This window comes from Hyphococcus luteus, from assembly GCF_002943565.1.
GTDB classification, from domain to species: domain Bacteria; phylum Pseudomonadota; class Alphaproteobacteria; order Caulobacterales; family Parvularculaceae; genus Hyphococcus; species Hyphococcus luteus.
Genome location: NZ_PJCH01000001.1, coordinates 144,281 through 165,038, shown reverse-complemented (window position 1 = coordinate 165,038; position 20,758 = coordinate 144,281). Strand labels below are relative to the sequence as shown.

General features: G+C 58.7%; 13 protein-coding genes and 1 tRNA gene. 12 read left to right on the top strand and 2 right to left on the bottom strand.

Translation table 11 applies throughout. The features are described from left to right. The first annotated feature begins 166 nt into the window (after positions 1 to 166). From CW354_RS00635 to CW354_RS00600, 8 genes are all read left to right on the top strand, one after another. A complete protein-coding gene (locus CW354_RS00635) occupies positions 167 to 802 on the top strand; it encodes an ATP-dependent Clp protease proteolytic subunit (protein WP_104828464.1) in 636 nt (211 codons plus the stop codon). Between the two features lie 229 nt (positions 803 to 1,031). Further along, complete coding sequence (gene clpX / locus CW354_RS00630) at positions 1,032 to 2,315, top strand: ATP-dependent Clp protease ATP-binding subunit ClpX (protein WP_104828117.1); 1,284 nt, start codon at positions 1,032 to 1,034, stop codon at positions 2,313 to 2,315. Positions 2,316 to 2,657: 342 nt separating this feature from the next. Further along, complete coding sequence (gene lon / locus CW354_RS00625; RefSeq protein ID WP_104828116.1) at positions 2,658 to 5,051, top strand: endopeptidase La; 2,394 nt, start codon at positions 2,658 to 2,660, stop codon at positions 5,049 to 5,051. 263 nt (positions 5,052 to 5,314) lie between these two features. After that, positions 5,315 to 5,587, top strand: coding sequence for an HU family DNA-binding protein (locus CW354_RS00620; RefSeq protein ID WP_104828115.1), 273 nt, complete (start codon positions 5,315 to 5,317; stop codon positions 5,585 to 5,587). 156 nt (positions 5,588 to 5,743) lie between these two features. Then, positions 5,744 to 5,819: transfer RNA gene (locus CW354_RS00615), tRNA-Val, on the top strand. Between the two features lie 1,053 nt (positions 5,820 to 6,872). Then, on the top strand, positions 6,873 to 8,555 hold the full coding sequence (locus tag CW354_RS00610; protein ID WP_104828114.1) for a glycoside hydrolase family 183 protein: 1,683 nt from the start codon (positions 6,873 to 6,875) through the stop codon (positions 8,553 to 8,555). 137 nt (positions 8,556 to 8,692) lie between these two features. Further along, entirely contained in the window at positions 8,693 to 10,387 is a 1,695-nt protein-coding gene (locus CW354_RS00605) for an AMP-binding protein (protein ID WP_104828113.1), read from the top strand. A 93-nt stretch (positions 10,388 to 10,480) separates the two neighbouring features. Continuing rightward, positions 10,481 to 12,634 carry a PQQ-dependent dehydrogenase, methanol/ethanol family gene (locus tag CW354_RS00600; RefSeq protein ID WP_104828112.1) on the top strand — a complete coding sequence of 718 codons (2,154 nt, stop codon included), beginning with the start codon at positions 10,481 to 10,483 and terminating at the stop codon, positions 12,632 to 12,634. A 56-nt stretch (positions 12,635 to 12,690) separates the two neighbouring features. Here CW354_RS00600 and CW354_RS00595 read toward each other — a convergent pair whose 3' ends face one another. Beyond that, on the bottom strand, positions 12,691 to 13,431 hold the full coding sequence (locus tag CW354_RS00595) for a GntR family transcriptional regulator (RefSeq protein WP_104828111.1): 741 nt from the start codon (positions 13,429 to 13,431) through the stop codon (positions 12,691 to 12,693). A gap of 339 nt (positions 13,432 to 13,770) precedes the next feature. Here CW354_RS00595 and CW354_RS00590 point away from each other — a divergent pair, with 339 nt between their 5' ends. The 4 genes from CW354_RS00590 to CW354_RS00575 all read left to right on the top strand — a co-directional run bounded on the left by CW354_RS00590 (position 13,771) and on the right by CW354_RS00575 (position 19,112). Further along, positions 13,771 to 14,643 (top strand): SMP-30/gluconolactonase/LRE family protein, encoded by an 873-nt coding sequence (locus CW354_RS00590; protein ID WP_104828110.1) that lies wholly within the window; start codon positions 13,771 to 13,773, stop codon positions 14,641 to 14,643. A 62-nt stretch (positions 14,644 to 14,705) separates the two neighbouring features. Then, positions 14,706 to 16,166 (top strand): MFS transporter, encoded by a 1,461-nt coding sequence (locus CW354_RS00585; RefSeq protein WP_104828109.1) that lies wholly within the window; start codon positions 14,706 to 14,708, stop codon positions 16,164 to 16,166. Positions 16,167 to 16,408: 242 nt separating this feature from the next. Next, on the top strand, positions 16,409 to 17,605 hold the full coding sequence (locus CW354_RS00580; RefSeq protein ID WP_243396261.1) for an MFS transporter: 1,197 nt from the start codon (positions 16,409 to 16,411) through the stop codon (positions 17,603 to 17,605). Between the two features lie 76 nt (positions 17,606 to 17,681). Continuing rightward, positions 17,682 to 19,112: an aldehyde dehydrogenase family protein gene (locus CW354_RS00575; protein ID WP_104828463.1), complete on the top strand. Its 1,431-nt coding sequence runs from the start codon at positions 17,682 to 17,684 to the stop codon at positions 19,110 to 19,112. A gap of 54 nt (positions 19,113 to 19,166) precedes the next feature. Here CW354_RS00575 and CW354_RS00570 read toward each other — a convergent pair whose 3' ends face one another. Then, positions 19,167 to 20,741 carry an aldehyde dehydrogenase (NADP(+)) gene (locus CW354_RS00570; protein ID WP_104828107.1) on the bottom strand — a complete coding sequence of 525 codons (1,575 nt, stop codon included), beginning with the start codon at positions 20,739 to 20,741 and terminating at the stop codon, positions 19,167 to 19,169. Positions 20,742 to 20,758 lie beyond the last annotated feature (17 nt).

The window sequence follows — 20,758 nt, the reverse complement described above, 5'->3', positions numbered from 1 at the left end:
TAAGCGGGAGACGCTAAGGTGGTGAAAAAGGGGGCTGGCGCAGCCGCGATAAGACCCCATCTTAAGGATTGGAATTAACGTAAGCCGGACCCGCCTTGCCGCCGGCTGTAAGAGGTCACAAGACGCCGCAGGACCGCCTGCGGCCGAATTTGGAAAGAGGATGTCGATGAAAGACCCCAACGATGTTTACATGAACACGCTCGTGCCGATCGTGGTCGAGCAGACGAGCCGCGGCGAGCGCTCCTACGACATCTATTCCCGGCTTTTGAAAGAGCGGATCATCTTCCTCTCCGGGCCGGTCCATGACGGCATTTCGACCCTGATCGTCGCCCAGCTGCTGTTTCTCGAGGCGGAGAACCCCAAAAAGGAAATTTCCTTTTATATCAACTCTCCGGGCGGCTCGGTCTCGGCGGGCCTCGCGATGTACGACACCATGAAATTCATCCGCCCGGCGGTCTCCACCATGTGCGTCGGGATGGCCGCCTCCATGGGCTCGCTGTTGCTCACGGCCGGCGACAAGGACATGCGCTTCTCGCTGCCGAACTCCCGGATCATGGTCCACCAGCCCTCAGGCGGCTTCCAGGGCCAGGCCTCCGATATTGAGCGCCACGCCCAGGACATCATCAAGCTGAAGCGCCGGCTGAATGAGATTTATGTGGAACACACCGGCCAATCCTATGAAACCATTGAGAAAACCCTCGATCGCGACCATTTCATGGACCCGGAAGAGGCGGTTTCCTTCGGACTGATCGACAAGGTTCTCTCCGAACGCAGCGCCGGGACCGAGGGCGCAGAGGGCTGAGGAGGAAATTCACCATATCCGTTAAGGCAATGAGGAAATGGTTCCTTGATTGGCCACGGCGGAATATGGTCCTATGGCGGGAGGCGGAATTGGCCTTGGCGCCATTCGTGCAGTTTTGCCATCACGCGGCGCCGCCGGACCGGCGGGGCCGGGCAAGAGGCGGAAAAAACCGGCGCGGCCCCATTTTTGCGGGGATAACAAGCGGCGCTGACGAAGGAGTGCAGGTATAGTGAGCAAGATCGGCGGCAAAAGCGGCGGTGACGGGAAAAACACCCTTTACTGCTCATTCTGCGGCAAGAGCCAGCACGAGGTGCGCAAGTTGATTGCGGGCCCGACGGTGTTCATCTGCGATGAATGCGTCGAGCTGTGCATGGACATCATCCGCGAGGAATCGAAATCGTCGCTGGTCAAGGCGAGCGACGGCGTTCCGAGCCCGCAGCAAATTCACAAGGTTCTCGACGATTACGTCATCGGCCAGGCGCAGGCGAAACGCGTGCTCTCGGTCGCGGTGCACAACCACTACAAGCGCCTCAATCATGCGGCCAAGAACAACGACGTCGAACTGGCGAAGTCGAATATTCTCCTGATCGGTCCCACGGGCTCGGGCAAGACGCTGCTGGCGCAGACGCTGGCGCGCATTCTCGACGTGCCTTTCACCATGGCCGATGCGACGACGCTCACCGAAGCGGGCTATGTGGGCGAGGATGTCGAGAACATCATCCTCAAGCTGCTGCAGTCGGCGGACTACAATGTCGAACGCGCGCAGCGCGGCATCGTTTATATCGACGAGGTCGACAAGATTTCGCGCAAATCGGACAACCCCTCGATCACCCGCGACGTGTCGGGCGAGGGCGTGCAGCAGGCGCTTTTGAAAATCATGGAAGGCACGGTCGCCTCCGTTCCGCCGCAGGGCGGCAGGAAGCATCCGCAGCAGGAATTCCTGCAAGTGGACACGACGAACATCCTGTTCATCGTCGGCGGCGCGTTCGCCGGTCTTGAAAAAGTCATCGCCGGGCGCGGCGAAGGCTCGTCCATCGGCTTCTCCGCCGAAGTGAAGAGCGCCGACGACCGGCGCATCGGCGACATCCTTCAGGAAGTCGAGCCGGAAGACCTTCTGAAATTCGGCCTCATCCCGGAATTTGTCGGCCGTCTGCCGGTGATCGCAACGCTCGAGGATCTCGACGAAGAAGCGCTCATCGAGATTTTGACGTCGCCGAAAAACGCGCTCGTCAAACAATATCAGCGTCTGTTCGAAATGGAGGATGTGAAACTCACCTTCACCGACGACGCGAAAATGGCGATCGCGCGCAGGGCGATTGCGCGCAAGACCGGCGCGCGCGGCCTGCGCTCGATCATGGAAGGCATTCTGCTCGATTCCATGTTCGAACTGCCGACGCTCGAAGGGGTCGTCGAAGTGGTGGTTAACGGCGAGGTCGTCGACGGCAACGCCACGCCGCTTTACATTTATTCCGATCGGGAAAAGGGCGCGGTGGAAGCCGACGCCAGCGCCTGACCGATCAGCGAAAGCTGCTTCATGCGAACAGGAAACGCCGCGCCGGCCAGTCTCGGGGCGGCGTTTTCCCCATTTGCCGCGGCGTTTGCCGCCAATGCTTGAAATCACGCATTTTAGCGCCACATTAACCGGGAATTCGCCCCGTCGTCTTATAACGGCGGTCCGCCATTCAAGGCCCGCGGGAGCTTTAGCCGGCCCCATCTGTTCGGCCTTGCGCGCAGCGGCTTTCACAAAGCGTTGCGCATTCCGGCGAACCGCCGCCCTAATAGAGGCGAGGGCGAGAAGCGGGCGCGCGCCGCAGTCCTTTAAAGGGCGATTTGGGCGTGCTGACAGGAGTAATTGATGAGCGAGACCGTAACCTATCCAGTGCTGCCCTTGCGCGACATCGTCGTGTTTCCGGGCATGATCGTGCCGTTGTTCGTGGGTCGTGAGAAATCCGTCACGGCGCTCGAAAACGTCATGCAGAACGACAAGAAAATCCTTCTCGTCGCGCAAAAAGACGCCAGCGACGACGATCCGCAGGCCGAAGACATTTATGACGTCGGCGTCATCGCCTCGGTGATGCAGCTTTTGAAACTGCCTGACGGCACCGTGAAAGTGCTGGTCGAGGGCGAATCGCGCGCGCACATCGAAAACTATGTGCGCACCGACGACTATTTCGAAGCCGAGGCCACTTATATCGAGGAAGGCGAAAGCGACGAATCCGAGCTTGAAGCGCTGGCGCGTTCCGTCGTCACGCAGTTTGAATCCTATGTGAAGCTCAACAAGCGCGTGCCGCCGGAAGTGATCGTCTCGATCAGCCAGATCGAGGAGTACGCGAAACTCGCCGACACGGTGGCCTCGCATCTGAACATCAAGATTCAGGAAAAGCAGGATCTCCTCGAGATCGCCAATGTCGCCGAACGCCTGGAGCGCGTCTATGCGCTGATGGAAGGCGAGATGAGCGTCCTTCAGGTTGAGAAAAAGATCCGCAACCGCGTCAAACGCCAGATGGAGAAGACGCAGCGCGAATATTATCTCAACGAACAGATGAAGGCGATCCAGAAAGAGCTCGGCGAGGGCGATGACGGCCGCGACGAGCTTTCCGAACTCGAAGAGAAGATCAAAAAGACTAAGCTGTCGAAGGAAGCCCGGACGAAGGCGGAAGGCGAGCTGAAAAAGCTGCGCCAGATGAGCCCGATGTCGGCGGAATCGACGGTGGTCCGGAACTATCTCGACTGGCTGACTTCCATCCCATGGAACAACCGGTCGAAAGTGAAGAGCGATCTCGGCAAGGCCGAGGAAGTTCTCGATGCGGATCATTACGGCCTTGAGAAGGTCAAGGAGCGCATCGTCGAATATCTCGCCGTGCAAAAGCGGATGGGCAAGCTGAAAGGCCCGATCCTTTGCCTCGTCGGCCCGCCGGGCGTCGGCAAAACCTCGCTCGGCAAATCCATCGCCGAGGCGACGGGCCGCGAATTCGTGCGCGTGTCGCTCGGCGGCGTGCGCGACGAAGCGGAAATCCGCGGCCACCGGCGGACCTATATCGGCTCCATGCCGGGCAAGATCATCCAGTCCATGAAGAAGGCGAAGAAATCCAATCCGCTCTTCCTCCTGGATGAGATCGACAAGATGGGCCAGGATTTCCGCGGCGATCCGGCTTCGGCGCTCTTGGAAGTGCTCGATCCGGAACAGAATTCGACCTTCGCGGATCATTATCTCGAAGTCGATTACGATCTTTCGGACGTGATGTTCATCACCACGGCGAACTCGCTCAACATGCCGCAGCCCTTGCTTGACCGGATGGAGATCATCCGTATTCCGGGGTACACGGAAGATGAGAAGATCCAGATCGCCAAACGCCACCTGATCCCCAAGCTCCTGGAAAACCACGGGCTGAAGGAAGAAGAGTGGAAGATCGAGGATGACGGCCTCGCCATGCTGATCCGCCGCTATACGCAAGAAGCGGGCGTGCGCTCGCTTGAACGCGAACTGGCGAAACTCGCCCGCAAGGCGGTGCGCGACCTCGAAACCGGCGCGGCGACAAGCGTCGTCGTGACGGCGGATAATCTCAACGATTACGCCGGCGTGCCGAAATACCGGTATGGCGAAATCGATCGTGAAGACCAGATCGGCGTTGTGACGGGCCTCGCCTGGACATCCGTCGGCGGCGACATTCTCACCATCGAAGCGGTGAAAATGCCGGGCAAGGGCAAGATGACCCCGACCGGCAATCTCAAAGACGTGATGAAAGAGTCCGTCTCCGCGGCCTCGTCTTACGTCAAGAGCCGCGCCGTGGAGTTCGGCATCGAGCCGCCGGTCTTTGAAAAGACCGACATCCACATTCACGTGCCCGAAGGCGCGACCCCGAAAGACGGGCCGTCCGCCGGCGTCGCCATGGCGACGGCGATCGTCTCGGTCCTCACCGGCGTGCCGGTGCACAAGGACATCGCCATGACCGGCGAGATCTCGCTGCGCGGGCGCGTCCTCGCCATCGGCGGCCTTAAAGAGAAGCTCCTGGCCGCGCTCCGCGCCGGCGTCAAAACCGTGCTCATTCCGGAAGAAAACGAGAAGGATCTCGCCGACATTCCGGACAATGTGAAAGAGGACCTGAAGATCATTCCGGTCTCCACGGTGGACGAGGTGCTGGCGCATGCGCTGACGCAAAAGCTGACGCCCATCGAGTGGAGCGAGCCGGTGGAGCCTGCGCCGACGGGCGAAACGGGCGGCGACAGCGCCTCCGTGGTCACGCACTAGGCCCTTCTTGCAGGTCCAAAACGAATCGGCCGCCCCCGAAAGGGGGCGGCTTTTTCGTGAAAAACCCCGAAATTCCGCCGTTTTCCGCATTTGCGAAAGAAAATTTCTTCAAAAAATAGCTCAAAAGAAACAGCGGCTTAGATGGTATGGGGAAAGGAAACCCTTATTTTACGCCATTTTTCCTTGGCTTTGGCCTCCGGCCCCGCCGTAAAATCCGCGTCAGGTCGCTTTTTCACTTCCCGAAACAATGAAAGGCCGGAGGAATGAACAAAAACGAATTTATCGATCGTGTCGCCGACATGTCCGACATGAGCAAATCAGAAGCGGCGAAGGCCGTGGACGCCGTCTTCGACGCCATCACCAACGCGCTGAAAGCCGGCGACGATGTGCGCCTTGTAGGCTTCGGCACCTTCTCCGCAGCCAAGCGCAAGGCCCGCGAGGGCCGCAATCCGCGCACCGGCGAGACGATCCAGATCCCGGCCTCGACGCAGCCGAAATTCTCCGCCGGCAAGGGCCTGAAAGACGCTCTTAACTAGGGCGGGAAAACAGCCTTCAAGAAAACGCCGGCGGGGCTTTCCGCCGGCGTTTTCTTTTTGGGGGGCTTTTTCGGCGGTCTTTCTGCATTGATCCCGGACGGCCCCCGCGCTAGGAGATGCGGCCCCGATGCGGGGCCTTGCGCTGCGGCGCGAAAAGGGCGGTTAGCTCAGCTGGTAGAGCATCTCGTTTACACCGAGAGGGTCGGCGGTTCGAACCCGTCACCGCCCACCAGTCAGTCACGGAAAAGAGCCGGCATATTGAACTTCTGTCGCGAAGGCCAGTGCCCCGCCGGTCTCATGGCAAACGTCTTCGATTGTGCTAAAATTGTTTATCTGTAGACGAATGAAAATCGGAATTCTGTAAAAAGTCCCTGAACGCGAATTCGGACGACTTATTCAGCACCGTTTGTTCGGCATGCCGTGAGGGAAGCCGCAAAATCTAGCCCCCTTAAATTCAAAAGCGGATTTTCACTTTGCAGCCGCCAGATCGGCCGGGGCTATTGAAGGGGGCTGCTGCATCTTGAATAAAGGGCGGGCGGTCCGTCGTCCAATTGCGCCTGGTCGGCGCGGTGCTGACTGTGAACTGTCCGAATGCGCGTTCGTGCCGCCCGGCGAATAGTTATGATATGCTGTTCACCCGCCCCCGCTGCCGGAGCGCCGCCTCATCTTTGCCGCCTCACTAGGCCACGATGAGCTGAAAATCATCCCTTACAGACAACGCCGTCAACTATCCCATCTTGCTTTCGGCCTACAGTCGCTCGCTGGCATCAAACGACTGGGCCCGTATCACGAGCACAACTTTCTTGAGATCGATAGTAATGTCGCTGAGCGAACCATGTGGGCTATCGCGCTCGGCCGCAAACGACCTCCTCATGGACGCCGAGAACGACCGCCGCGCCGCGGTCTTTGCTTGTATGCTCATCGAAACCACAAACATCAACAGTGTCGATCCGCTCGCCCGGCTGACTTAGTCCTCAAGCGGATCGCCGGCCGTCCTTGTAGATAGGATCGATGAGTTCTTCTGCCTTAGCGATATGCCTTCTGATTGGCTCAAGAGCGGCCGCGCCGCGGGGTTCTCGCTGTGTTGGACATTTTTGACATGTTAGAAATGGAACAAAAAAGCATAAAGATAACAAAAATCCCTAGAAAACCACTTACTAACATGTTAGATAGCCTTCCGGTAGGCACCCAATAGGATGCTCGCGGGCGGCAATGTCTCATAGGCGCAGCGCGCATAGTCAGCGCGCAGCCTCCCCTAACGAGCACGCAAGGAGGAGGAAATCGGATGAACAAGCTTAGTCATTTATGCGTTGCGGGCCTGTCGGCGATCATGGCCGCCAGCGCGCCGGCGGCCGCAGACCCCAGCGCCGGGAGCACGACGATTCTCGGCCCGTTCGCCAGCCCGGATAATCTCGATCCGGCCAACATATCGCCGATTACAATCGCTTTTTCGGGCACGGATCTCGGCTGGACATATGTGCATGACGGCGAGTTGAAGGTGCTTTTGGGCGACACTCATGAAACCGAAAGCGGAGATCCGATCGACCCCGACTATCATCCGCTTTCCGGGCAGACGGCTTACACCTATGACGATGCGTTCGGTTCGATCGATCTCAGCTCATGGAGCGATTCTTCTCTGATCTCGCCGACCAATCTGCCTACTGTCTTGTTGGCGCAACATTCAAGCTCGGCCAAGGCGAAGGCGTTGAATATCGACAATCACTGGCTCGACGCCTTCAAAACGCCGTCGACCGGGTGGAGCAACGGGACCGACGAATACGCGATTTTTCTGCATTCCAAGCCTCAGGGTTGTTTGACCAACTCGAACTGCACGAGCAACGGCGCCGACATGACGTGCGACGGCGGTCTCGCTTTCTGGGGAGAAGAATACGATGATGAGCAGGGATTTACCGGCATTTGCGTGGACGGCACGTTCGGTTGCCTGAACGACACGATGAGAAACGCCTTCGGCTGGCCGATTGCCGGTTCCGGATTCTGTTCGGATCAGACAAGCACGATGTACAGCACGGCCGACGCCGGCCGCATCCTCTCCAGCGGCTTTACGCTGCGCGTGGGCGTTCGAAGCACGACAGACGACCGTTTTTACACGAACAGCAAAAAGTGGGTCACCAACAAGTTCATGAACGTCACGGCGGCGACCGTGCAGGATTTCCGGCCGTCCAACGGCGCCGGGGGGGCAAATCAGGACTATAATGTCGCCGGCTCTTCCGGTTCCTATCGGCGCGTGTTCTTGTTCGGCAGAACGAATTTCGCCGGCGTTGCCGCAAACGGCCGGCCGGCGAGCCTCTACTTCGCCTATGCAGACATGCCGACAGGCGCGAATTTCAGCTGGACGGTGCATTATTTCACCGGCTTTTCCGGCGGCGTGCCGACATTCAGCACGTCGGAGGCGGATGCGGTTCCGCTTGATCTCGATTCGACCACGTCCGGGTTTCAGGACGAGCAGCACGATATTGTCGGTCAAATGAGCGTCGTGTGGGTCGAACATCTGAACAAGTGGGTGATGTTTTATGGCGGCAGTCTGTCCACCTTCCCGGTGCAGGTCTTTCAGACATGCGGCGTGGTGGAGCTGTTTATCGGCGCAAGCCAGTGCGGTGACGTCGATATTGGAAATGGCGCGATCCGGATGAGAACCGCCGACGATCCCTGGGGGCCGTGGTCGCCGCCGGAAGACGTCTTTTATCCGGGCGATCCCGAGGCCAGCCCGCCGACCGGCGAATATGCATCCGGCGGCATTCTCTATCACCCTGATTGTTCGGGAAGCTGTGCGCGGGGCTATGATCATCCAAATCTCAACGAGAATGTCGATTACGGTTTGCTCTACGGTCCGAACATCATTGAGCCGTGGATTGACGAGGTCGGCGACGATGTGGACCTGATCTGGAACGTCTCAACCTGGATTCCCTATCACACGGTGCTGTTCCGCACGCGTATTGAGGCGAACTAAGCTTGCGGCGTGCGGCTTTTGCGGGCGCCGAAATCAGCGTCCCGCAGGAGTCCTGATGGATCAAAGCAGGCGCGCGCCGGAAGCCCTTATGCCGGCGCGCCTGGAGAGCGGCGAAAGCGCCGGAATTGAGAGCAGTTATGGTCGTGCAGGAAAAAAGCCATGTCGTCGGGGCCAAGGAGCCTCCGCTGCTGGAAATGACAATAGGCGACGCGCTGGACGAAGCGGCGCGCAAATGGCCGGACGAATACGCCATTATCAGCGCTCATCAGAATTTGCGGTGGCGGTACAAGGAGCTCAACGATCGCGCAGAGGCGCTCGCCGCCGGGTTTTATGGGCTTGGTTTGCGCGCCGGGGACCGGATCGGAATCTGGTCGCCCAATTGTGCGGAATGGGCGCTCACGCAGTTCGCCGCGGCGAAGCTGGGGCTTATCCTCGTTACGATAAATCCAGCCTACAGGTCTTCCGAACTCGCCTATACCCTCAACAAGGTCGGGATAAAGGCGCTTGTCGCTGCGGAGCGTTTTCGCTCCAGCAACTATGTGGCGATGATGGAGGCGCTAGAGCCCCAGATTGCGGAAAGCGAGCCCGGCGGCCTGCGCAGTGAAACCTTTCCCGCCCTCCAATATCTTTTAAAAATCGGCGGTGAAAACAGGAAAGGCTGGATCCAGTTCGACACGCTGCTGCGTCTGGACAACGATTCTCTCATCGCCAAAGTGAAAAGCGCTGGATCTTCGTTGAAGCCGGAAGACCCAATAAACATTCAGTTCACAAGCGGTACGACCGGTCATCCCAAAGGCGCGACGCTGTCGCACCGCAATATTTTGAACAACGGCTACTTTGTGGGGCGGCGCCTGGGTCTTCGCCAAGGCGACCGGCTGTGTCTTCCGGTGCCGCTTTACCATTGCTTCGGCATGGTGATGGGCAATCTCGGTTGTCTTACGCATGGCGCGACGATGGTTTATCCGAGCGAGATTTTTAATCCGCAAGCCGCTCTGGAAACGGTTGAGGCCGAACAGTGCACCGGCCTTTTTGGGGTTCCGACGATGTTCATCGCCATGCTGGAGCACCCCGCCTTTTCGAATCACGACCTGGCGTCCTTGCGCACCGGCTGCATGGCCGGTTCGCCATGTCCGATCGAGGTGATGAAACAAGTCATCGAACAGATGAACATCAAGGACATTACGATTGCCTATGGCATGACGGAAACCAGTCCCGTCAGCTTTCAAAGCATGCCCGACGATCCCATCGAGCGTCGCGTTTCGACGATCGGAACGGTTCACCCGCATCTCGAAGTCAAAATTGTCGAGGAAAATGGAGAAACTGCGCCGCGCGGAACGCCAGGAGAAATCTGCACGCGCGGATATTCCGTGATGCTTGGTTATTGGGGGGACGACGAGCGCACAGCGGAAGCGATTGACGCCGGCGGCTGGATGCATACCGGCGACCTCGGCGTCATCGATGCAGACGGTTACGGAAATGTCGTCGGCCGCCTGAAAGACATGGTGATTCGGGGCGGCGAGAATTTGTATCCGCGGGAAATCGAAGAGTTTCTTTTCCAGCACCCGAATGTCGCAGATGTGCAGGTGGTCGGCGTGCCTGACGAAAAATACGGGGAAGAACTTTGCGCCTGGATCAGGGTGAAGGCTGGCTCCGCGCTCAGCGAGGAAGACGTGCGCGAATTCTGCGATGGCAGAATCACACGGCATAAAGTGCCGCGTTATATCCGGTTTGTTGAGGAATTCCCGACGACGGTCACCGGGAAAGTGCAGAAGTTTGAAATTCGCAACGCGATGGTCCGGGAGCTGAATTTAAATGTATCCAAGACGGCGTGATCGCGCGAAGGGAGAGCCTCCCTTCTTTGCGTTGAATCTGTGCGTCTCCGCGAACACGCGCGCGACAATCATGAAGGAAGAGGGCGTTAGACAATGGCGACAAGCATTTTGTTTAGAAAGCAAGGCGAGCCGGGCGTGAAAACGTTTCATAGGGCGGCAAGGTTAATGTTGGCGGGCGTTTTGCTCGCAGCGTCGGCTGGCGTTGCTTCCTGTGGGCGTGCGGCCAAGGAAACCGCCGCTTCGGGAGAATGGTCCGTCGTGGGCGGTTCATATCGTGAAGCCTTCTACAGTCCTTTGGATCAGATCAGCGAAGACAATATCGGTCAGCTTGGTCTTGCCTGGTACGCCGATCTCGACACGTTCCGCGGGCAGGAGGCGAATCCTGTTGTTGTTGACGGCGTCATTTACGTCTCGACCGCGTGGTCGAAAGTGTATGCGTTCGACGGAAAAACAGGAGATCAATTATGGTTTTTTGACCCGGAAGTTGCTGGAGAGAAAGGCTACGACGCCTGCTGTGACGTCGGAAATCGCGGGGTTGCGGTTGCTGACGGCAAGGTGTTTGTCGGCGCTTTAGATGGACGGCTTATCGCGCTTGATGCGAGGACCGGCGCAGTGGTCTGGACGACGGCGACATTCGATCCCGAAACCCCATACACGATTACGGGCGCCCCCCGGATTGTCAAAGACAAGGTCATTATCGGCAATGGCGGCGCTGAATACGGCGTCCGCGGGTATGTGACGGCCTATAACATCAAGACAGGTGAAAAGGAGTGGCGTTTTTATACCGTGCCCGGCGATCCTTCTGCAGGGCCCGACGGCGAGGCGTCAGACGCAGTCATGAAGGATGTGGCGTCTGCGACATGGTTCGGCAAGTGGTATGAGTATGGCGGCGGCGGCACGGTGTGGGACGCCATTGTCTATGACAAAGATTTCGACCAGGTGTTGATCGGCGTCGGAAATGGAAGCCCCTGGAATTATCGCGTTCGTTCTGACGGTAAAGGCGACAATCTGTTTTTGTCGTCCATCGTCGCATTGGATGCGGATACCGGCGCCTACAAATGGCACTACCAGGAAACACCCGCGGAGTCATGGGATTTTACGGCGACCCAGCCGATCATTCTTGCGGAGCTTGTGATCGACGGCAAGACCCGCAAGGTTGCGATGCAGGCGCCCAAAAACGGGTTTTTCTATGTGCTTGACCGGACGAATGGCGAGCTAGCGACGCTGCCGCAGCCATTTGTTTCTGTGAACTGGGCTGAAGGCGTCGATAACGAAACCGGTCGTCCTGTCGTGATTAAAGGGGCGCGATGGTCAGCCAATAACGACAAGAATTTTGTCGCGCGTCCGGGAGCTTATGGGGCGCATAGCTGGCATCCAATGGCGTATAGTCCGGATACTGAGTTGGTTTATATCCCAACGCAGGACCACATGTTCGGCTATCAAGATGAAGTGAATTTTCGGTTCCATGCAGGCGAGTGGAATTTGGGGAATGCGTCACCGACGAATGCCGGCCCGGCCAGCATTGACGAGTATCGACAATCTATAAAAACGGTCAGCGCGGCGATCACCGCTTTCGACCCTGTCAAACAGAAGGCCGTGTGGCGCGTGCAGCATGAGGGCGTCGGCTATGGCGGGATTCTTGCGACCGGGGGAAATCTGCTCTTCCAAGGCGAGCCAAGCGGTCAATTTTCAGCTTATAAGGCGAGTGATGGCGAAAAAATCTGGAGTTTTGACGCGCAGAGCGGCCCGGTTGCAGCAGCGGCGAGCTATGAGATAGACGGACAGCAATATGTCGCCGTGCTCGCAGGATTTGGCGGAGTAGTCGGCATTTTCTCTCCTTATGTGCAAAATCCTCATGTTCGTCCCAATGGACGCCTGTTGGTGTTCAAACTCGGCGGATCGGCCGCGCTTCCGGATTACACGCCGCCAGTTTTACCGCTTAATCCGCCTGCGGAAGAGGCGCCGGAGTCTCAGCTCATGCAGGGGATGGGCTTATATGCGGGCCATTGCATGCGTTGCCATGGAGGTTCGGCCTGGTCAGCCGGCGTCATCCCGGATCTGCGCAGGTCTGCGGCGTTGACAGAGCCCGACGCATGGAAAGCGATTGTGCTGGATGGCGCCTTGAGTTCGAAGGGCATGGTCGGCTTCCACGACAAGCTGGGCTTGGGCGAGGTCGAGGCGATCAGGGCCTATGTCGGCGAGCAGGCGCGCGCCGCCCGTGAAGGTCTGAAAGCGGACGGGGAGTAGGCGCTTTTGCGCTAGCTCCATCGTCTCCCTGTCATGAGGCTGTTAAGAGGAGCAGGCTAGCCGGCTTCGCTCAAATTCGGCAGGTCGCCCTCAACCGATTTGGCCACCATGCGCAGGTGAAGCCGCATGGCTTGTCCTGCGTATTCCGGGTCTCCGGTTCTGATGGCGTCTACGATGCGCTGGTGTTCCTTCAGCGTTGCAAAAGGCCGTCCGGCTTCCCAAAGCGTTTTGAAACGGGGCCTGTCCAGCAGCGCGCGGCATGTGTCCAAAAGGCGGTGCACTTTGGGCGCGTTCAGCACGGAATACAGCGTGTTGTGGAATTCTTCATCGAGGGTGTCGAGCCAGGCGATGTCGTTTTTTTCCAGCGCCTGGGTTTGTTGGGCGAGGTTCGCATCAAGCCTGTTCAGCAGATCCGACGTGTCCGGCATCATGGTGATTCTGCGAACGGCCTCCACTTCCAGCCCGGTGCGGATGAGCATGCTCTCCCGGATGTCCTCAGGACGAATCGGGGCCACGAAACTGCCGCTTTGCGGAAAAACATCGATGAGGCCTTCTTCCGATAATTTCGCAATGGCTTCATTCACCGGCGCCCGCGAAACGCCGAGTTCGTCCGCAATTTCATTTTTTTGAAGGCGCGATCCGGGAGGAAGCTCCAATTCGCGTATTCTGCGGCGTAGGTTTTGATAGACACGCTCCGTTTTGGACAGTTCGGAATTGCCGGGTTGAATCCGCCGTGGCGAAGCGACCATTTTTGTCTCTTGCTGCTGCTGTTTTTTAGATTCCGGAGACGTTAGCATGTTAGCAAGGGCCGTCAAAAACCAATTTGATCAAAATGGTGCGGGCCGGCCTGAAAGCTTGCGGGAGCGGCGGCGGAATTTCGGGGGCGATTTGGGCGCGGTCGCCTAATCTGCCACGTCTCGGTTTGTGCGGCAATCTAACATTTTAACAGAGCTGCAGCATGACCCTGTCATTAGCTTATTTTCAGCCAATGCGGGCTTGATGCGGTCAATCTAAAATGTTAGTGTGGATTTGTGTTGAAGACGTCAACAGCCTGTTTTCAACGCATAAAGAACAGCGCATCGCGCAAAAAACGGCGAGCGCCGAGCTCGGCTTGGGATGGAGACGGATGGGCGCAAATGGCCATTTTTGCTGACAAGGTTGAGTTTCCCGAAGGTCCTGTCGTCCTTGGGGACGGCAGCCTTCTTATCGTGGAGATGTCTCCCGACACCGGCTGCATCACGCATATATCCGCTGACGGAACATCCAGGCGCGTCATTGCGAAAACCGGACGTCCCAACGGCCTTGCGATGGACCGCGAAGGCAATATCTGGGTCGCTGAAACGCATCAAAAGGCGCTGCTCAGGATCACGCTTGCCGGCGAATGCGAGGTCGTCGCCACAGCGTGCGACGGAAAGCGATTTACATTTCTGAACGATCTCGCTTTCGGTCCGCATGGCGATCTGTATCTTACAGATTCCGGCATCGAGATTGAGGAGGCGGCGCCGAATGGAGAGCTCAATCCGGAGTACCGCAATCTCGATTATGACGGCCGCGTATACCGTGTTGATGTAAAAACCGGCGCGGTCGAACTTGTCGATAAAGGCATTCAGTTCACCAACGGCGTCGCAATAGACGCCGCCGGAGACCTCTATGTCAACGAAACGCTGACAGGCGCCGTCTATCGATATAAATGCGAGAACGGCCGGGTTGTCGGCGAGCGCGAAACATTCGCCAATGTCATTGAGCATTTCAACCCGGAAGAATTCAAAGGTCCGGACGGAATGAAATTCGCCGCTGACGGCTCGCTCTATGCCTGCGTTTTTGGAGAAGGCGTTGTCGCGGTCGTGGACAAGAGCGGCGCGGTTGCATCCAGATTGAAGGTGCAGGGCAGCATGCCGACCAACCTTGCATATGGTCCTGGGCGGAAAAAATGGTTTGTCACAGAGGTGGAGACGGGGACGGTGCAGCTTCTTGACGCGCCGGCCGGCGGATTGCCTCTTTATTCCTGATGCGTGACGCGATCTGCGAGGAGTATCAATGTGCCTAAGCGGATCGAGCGGCGGCGCGCCAAATGAACGCGCCCGATCTGGCTGACGCGCCCGATGGCGCCGCTGTGCGGCATTCGTCAGCAAATGTGAACCCTCATGATGACCGGCGCGGCCAATATGCCTGGGGCATGTTCGAGTTTGCCCGCACGCCTTATATCGGCCTTGTCGTCGTATTTGTCTTTGCGCCTTACTTCGCCAATACCGTCGTTGGCGACCCGGTGCGCGGGCAGGAGATATGGGGCCTTGCAAACACGGTCGCCGGCCTTTGCATTGGGGTTTCCGCGCCGGTGTTGGGCGCTATCGCCGACAGGATGGGGCGGCGAAAGCTCTGGCTCATTGCAATTGTCGCGATCATGACCGCCGGCTGTTGTTCGCTTTGGTTCGCCATGCCGGGCGCGAAAGGCGGCCTATCCATAGCGGCGATTGCGGTCATTGCGGCTATTCTGACGATTTCATTCGAATATTCGCAAGTGTTTCACAATTCGATGCTGCCTGCGATCGCGCGAACGCGAGATGTCGGCTGGCTTTCGGGATATGGCGTTGCGGCCGGCAATATCGGCAATTTTCTCGCGATGGTTCTGGTGTTGTTCGGCGTTGCGCTTCCGGCCAGCGGCGGGATGGACCTTCCCTTCCTGCCCGACAAGCCGGTTTTGGGCATAGACCCTTTGACCTTCGAGCATAGCAGGATCGTCGGGCCCGTTTCCGGAATATGGATTGCGCTTTTCACCCTGCCGATATTGTTGTGGACCTATGACGTTCCAGCAACGGGCGCCGGCCCCCGCCAGGCGATTAAAGAGGGGCTCGCGCAGCTCGCGGCGACGATCAGAGCGGCGAAAAAGCTTTCCAATGTCGGTCTCTATCTTATCGCCCGGATGCTGTATAATGACGGACAAGTCGCGATCCTGGCCTATAGCGGCATCATTGCCGCCGGTGTTTTCAAATGGGATCTGACAGCGCTCATCTTCTTTTCCATTATTCTTTCCCCGTTTTCCATTGGCGGCGGATTCATTGGCGGCTGGCTTGATAAAGCGATAGGCTCGAAGTGTGCGATTCTTATTTCCATCTTGTTGAGCTGCCTGTTCATGCTGGGCGCCGTATCCATGACGCCCGAACACGTCTTTTTCTTCTTCAGTGTCGAGCCCTTCCGCCCGCTGTGGCGGTTCCCCTATTTCCAAACGCTTCCGGAACTGTTGTTTATTGCAAACTATATGGCGCTGGCCGTGACCGTGACGATAGCGTTTTGCGCCAGCCGGACGATGATGGTGAAGCTTTCGCCGGTGAGCATGATGAGCCAGTTTTTTGGCTTATATGCGCTTTCGGGCACAGCGACCGCATTTTTGGGTCATGGGCTTGTCACGCTTGCGACCGGCGTTTCTCACAACCAGCAGGCCGGGTTTTCATCCGTCATCGTTCTTTTGCTGGCGGGCGCGGCGTTGCTGCTGCGCGTGCGCGAGGAACGGGCCGACAGGGTTGTTTCCGGCTGAGCGGGCCCATTAGACGGCCGCCGGGATCGGAATGTGAATTGCGCCCCATTAACTAACATGTTAATAAAGCGAAATCTGAAACAAGATTGGGAAAACAGCCCATTTTTCGGCTCATTAACATGCCTATGATCGGCCCTGCAGCCAAATCAACACCGTGCAGCCGTCCTGAAGGCGCCGCCCGTTATTCGGCCGGCGTCGCATCGGCGCCGGCAGTTGCGGCGCCGGGAAAAATACTGGTGCTGATGCTCGCGGCCGCCTGGTTCCTCAGCTATTGCGACCGGGTCAATCTTTCCGTCGCCGCTGTCTCCATGCAGGCGCAATTCGGATGGGCAGAGGCCACGAAAGGCTGGGTCATGGCCTCGGTTTTTGTCGGCTATATCGCCTCCCAATTGGCGGGCGGCGTTATTGCGCTGCGGATCGGGGCAGTGCGCGCCGTCGGTCTCGGCGTACTGGGTTTTTCTTTTGCAACTTTGGCGACGCCCGCGGCGGCGACTCATTCGTTAGGGACGCTGGTCGCGCTGCGCATAACGCTCGGCGCATTTGAAGGACTTGTTATTCCCGCCACATATAGCCTTGTCGGCGCATGGGCGGCTCCGAATGAAAGAGCGCGCCTGATCGCAATTGTTGCAAGCGGCGCGACGCTCGGCGCGCCGGGAGGTCTCGCTCTTAGCGGCGTGCTGGACGACCAGTTTGGCTGGCCGGCGGTTTTCCATGCGTTCGGCGCCATCGGTCTTGTCTGGGTCTTTTTCTGGATTTGCATTGCGGGCAAAAGCGGAGAGGGCGCAGTCGCGGACCGTGCGGGTGCGAAGCCGGCGGGGGACGGGGCGACCTTGCCGGTCCTCCGCATGCTGTCTCATCCGGCGCTTTGGGCGGCTGCGGCGGCGAAGTTCGGGCTCAACTGGATTGTCTATGTCTTCATCGCCTGGCTGCCCAGCTATTACAGCGCGGTGCAAAATACGGAAATTGCAGCATCAGCCATGTTGTCGGCGTTGCCATGGCTATCCATGACGTTGATGCTTCATATAAGCGCCATGCGCGCGGACAGGATGCTGACATCCGGAATGGATCCGACTTTTGTGCGCAAGGCGATGCAGGCGGTCGGCATCGGCGGCGGAATTGTTTTCCTTCTTCTGGCGCCATTGGCGGCGTCGCCCTTGCAGGCGGCGTTGTGCACCTGCGCCGCGACAGGCTTTCTCGCATTTTGTTTTTCCGGCGCCGATGCTGCGATGCTCGACATGGCGTTGCGCCGCCGCGGGGTCATTGGCGGCTTTGCAAATGCGCTTGGCAATTTTCCGGGCATTGTCGCCATCCCGCTTATCGGATGGAGCATCGATCTGACCGGAAGCTATTCGGCGGGTTTCGTCAGTTCGGCGGCCGTAGGGGCTTTGTCCCTTTTCGTATGGCTCAGATACGGCGTTGCGCGGCGGGTGTTTGAATGACGCCTGAAAAAAAGGCGCGAATTCGGCGGCGATCATAAGATCGCGTCACAAGGCTTTGGAAGCGGAGGAAGACGGCATGGATTTTTTTGCAGATTATACGATGACCATCGATGGAGAGGGCGTAACGGCTGAAAATACGTTCAACGCCATAAACCCTGCAACTGAAACGGCGATCGCCGCCGTGCCAAGTGCAGACAAGGCGATATTCGAAGACGCTGTCGCCAGCGCAAAACGCGCCTATCCCGCATGGCGCGCAAGGCCGTGGCGCGAGCGTCAAGCGCTCGTTTCGAAACTCGGCGACTTGATTGAGGAAAACGCCGAAGACTTCATGCGCCTGCTGACCATGGAGCAAGGCAAGGCGCGCGCCGGCGCGGAATGGGAAATCGGCGGTTCGATCGCCTGGTGCCGCGAAATCGCCAAGCAGGCCTTGGAAACGGAAGTCGCTGAAGAAAGCGAGAACCGGACCGTTGAAACGACACGCACGCCGCTCGGCGTCGTGGGCGGCATCACGCCGTGGAATTTTCCGCTGCTGCTCGCCGTGTGGAAGGCAGCGCCGGCGCTCGTCGCCGGCAACGCGATTGTCCTGAAACCGTCGCCCTTTACGCCGCTCTGCACGCTTAAATTCGGCGAGCTGACGCGCGGCGTTCTGCCGAAAGGCGTGCTGAATGTCATTTCCGGCGGCAATGAAGTCGGCGAATGGATGACGCACAGTCCCGACATCCGGAAGATAAGTTTTACCGGGTCGACGGCGACGGGACGGAAAATCATGGCGTCTGCGTCGGGCAATCTGAAGCGGATCACTTTAGAGCTCGGCGGCAACGATCCGGCGATCGTCATGCCGGATGTGGATGTGGAGGCGACCGCCAAAGAACTCTTCTGGGCCGCGTTTCAGAACAGCGCGCAGTTTTGCGTGGCGGCCAAGCGCCTCTACATCCATGAAGCGATTTACGACGATCTCGCCAAGGCGCTGGTGGAGTACGCCAGGACGGTCAAGGTCGGGGACGGCCTTCAGCAAGGCACCGATCTCGGGCCGATCCAGAATGCGATGCAGTTCGAAAAACTCAAAGACCTTCTCGCCGACAGTAAGAAGAACAATCATCGCTTTTTGCTCGGCGGCGAAATCGAAGAAGGAACGGGATATTTCGTTCCGGTGACGATCGTCGACAATCCTCCCGAGGACAGCCGGGTCGTAACGGAAGAAGCCTTCGGCCCCGTCCTGCCGCTGCTGAAATTCTCCGACCTCGACGATGTCGTGCGGCGGGCGAATGATACGGAATACGGGCTCGCCGCATCCGTCTGGAGCGCCGACGCCGACGGCGCGAGAAAGATCGCTGACCAAATTGAAGCCGGCACCGTTTGGATCAATGAGATCCACACATTTTCGCCGCATGTCGCGTTTGGCGGCCACAAACAGTCAGGAATCGGGATCGAAAATTCACTTCACGGGCTCGCCGAATACACAAATGCAAAGACGATTGTGACAAATCGGACGGCGCCCGCATCCTAGACTTTGCCGGCGGCGCACGGGAGACAATGCGCCGCCGTCTCCTTCAACTTTCGGTCAGAAGCGCCACTTCCCGTCATGCCGGTGCGGCGCGGCGGGCAACATGTCGTCGCGCAAAACCGGCGGAAGAAGCTGGGCGGGAAAATCCTGATAGCAAATGGGGCGCACGAAGCGTTCTATTGAAAGCGTGCCGACCGACGTTGTCCGGCCGTCGGATGTCGCTGGAAAGGGCCCGCCATGCACCATGGCGTGGCAGACTTCGACGCCGGTCGGCCAGCCATTGGCGACGATCCGCCCCGCCTTTTCTTCCATGAGCGGCAACAGAGCGGCCGCGCGGGAGGCGTCATCCTCCGTGCAATGAATGCTGATCGTGAGCTGCCCTTCGAGTTTCGTCAGGAGCGCCGCTATTTCCTCATGCGTTTCGCACGCTACGATAACAGAGGCGGGGCCGAATACCTCCTTTTGCAACGCGTGATTGCCGGCGAAGCGCGCGGCGGTGGTCCTGAACAGCGCCGGCGCGCAGCAATTTCGCGCAGACGCGGGCGCAGGCAGGTGTGCGGCGATCCCGTCTTGACTCGTCAGCGCCTCAACGCCGCTCTTGTAGCTTTCGCAAATGCTCGATGTCAGCATGACCTGCTGCGCTGTTTCGTCAATGGCGGCTTCGGCGGCGGCGGCGAACGCATCGAGTTCTGGCCCGGCGAGCGCAATGACTAGGCCCGGATTGGTGCAGAACTGGCCGGCGCCAAGGGTGAGGGACGCAACGAATGCTTGTCCCAGGTCAGGCGCACGCTCCTTGAGCGCCCCGGGGAGCAATATCACCGGGTTGATGGCGCTCATTTCTGCATAAACCGGGATCGGCGTTTCGCGGGCGGCGGCGATTTTCATGAGCGCCAGACCGCCTTGCCGCGATCCGGTGAAGCCGACGGCCTTGATCCGCGGATCGGCGACGAGAGCCTGGCCGGCTTCATGGGTGTTTCCTTGCAGTAGTGAAAAGACGCCCTCCGGCATGCCGGTTTCTTCCGCCGCCCGAATGATTGCCGTTGCAATAAGTTCCGATACGCCCGGATGGGCGGGGTGCGCTTTCACGACAATCGGACAGCCTGCGGCGAGCGCAGACGCCGCGTCGCCGCCGGCGACGGAAAACGCCAGCGGAAAGTTGCTCGCGCCGAAAATGGCGACGGGCCCGAGCGCCTTTTTTCGCATGCGCAGATCAGAGCGCGGCGCCGGCTTGCGGTCAGGCAGTGCCGGATCGACGCGAAGCGACATCCAGACGCCGTCACGCGCTTCGGCGGCCATGAGTTTCAACTGGCCGACAGTGCGGCCGCGTTCGCCCTCGAGCCGCGCAAGCGGCAGGCCCGTTTCTTCATGAGCGCGCTGCAACAACGTTTCGCCCAGACCGAGAATATGTTCGCTGATCGCATCTAGAAACTGCGCGCGCCGGTCTGCGCCAATACGTTCATAAGCTTCCGCCGCGTCCGCAGCGGCCATGGCGGCGCATTCAACATCGTCCGCCGTAGCTTGAGAAATGGCCGGTTCTATTGCTTCATTCAGCGCGGGATTGGCGGCGTAAAACTTGTCTGCAGATTTTCGCCGCTTCGCGCCGATAAAATGTTCGCCGGTAAGCTCGGTCATGTTTTATTCCTTTAGTT

Bases quoted from the DNA above. Each gene is read 5' to 3' on its own strand.
- CW354_RS00635 (WP_104828464.1), top strand. From the start codon at position 167: ATGAAAGACCCCAACGATGTTTACATGAACACGCTCGTGCCGATCGTG.
- lon (WP_104828116.1), top strand. From the start codon at position 2,658: ATGAGCGAGACCGTAACCTATCCAGTGCTGCCCTTGCGCGACATCGTC.
- CW354_RS00620 (WP_104828115.1), top strand. From the start codon at position 5,315: ATGAACAAAAACGAATTTATCGATCGTGTCGCCGACATGTCCGACATG.
- CW354_RS00610 (WP_104828114.1), top strand. From the start codon at position 6,873: ATGAACAAGCTTAGTCATTTATGCGTTGCGGGCCTGTCGGCGATCATG.
- CW354_RS00605 (WP_104828113.1), top strand. From the start codon at position 8,693: ATGGTCGTGCAGGAAAAAAGCCATGTCGTCGGGGCCAAGGAGCCTCCG.
- CW354_RS00600 (WP_104828112.1), top strand. From the start codon at position 10,481: ATGGCGACAAGCATTTTGTTTAGAAAGCAAGGCGAGCCGGGCGTGAAA.
- CW354_RS00595 (WP_104828111.1), bottom strand. From the start codon at position 13,431: ATGCTAACGTCTCCGGAATCTAAAAAACAGCAGCAGCAAGAGACAAAA.
- CW354_RS00590 (WP_104828110.1), top strand. From the start codon at position 13,771: ATGGCCATTTTTGCTGACAAGGTTGAGTTTCCCGAAGGTCCTGTCGTC.
- CW354_RS00585 (WP_104828109.1), top strand. From the start codon at position 14,706: ATGAACGCGCCCGATCTGGCTGACGCGCCCGATGGCGCCGCTGTGCGG.
- CW354_RS00580 (WP_243396261.1), top strand. From the start codon at position 16,409: ATGCTCGCGGCCGCCTGGTTCCTCAGCTATTGCGACCGGGTCAATCTT.
- CW354_RS00575 (WP_104828463.1), top strand. From the start codon at position 17,682: ATGGATTTTTTTGCAGATTATACGATGACCATCGATGGAGAGGGCGTA.
- CW354_RS00570 (WP_104828107.1), bottom strand. From the start codon at position 20,741: ATGACCGAGCTTACCGGCGAACATTTTATCGGCGCGAAGCGGCGAAAA.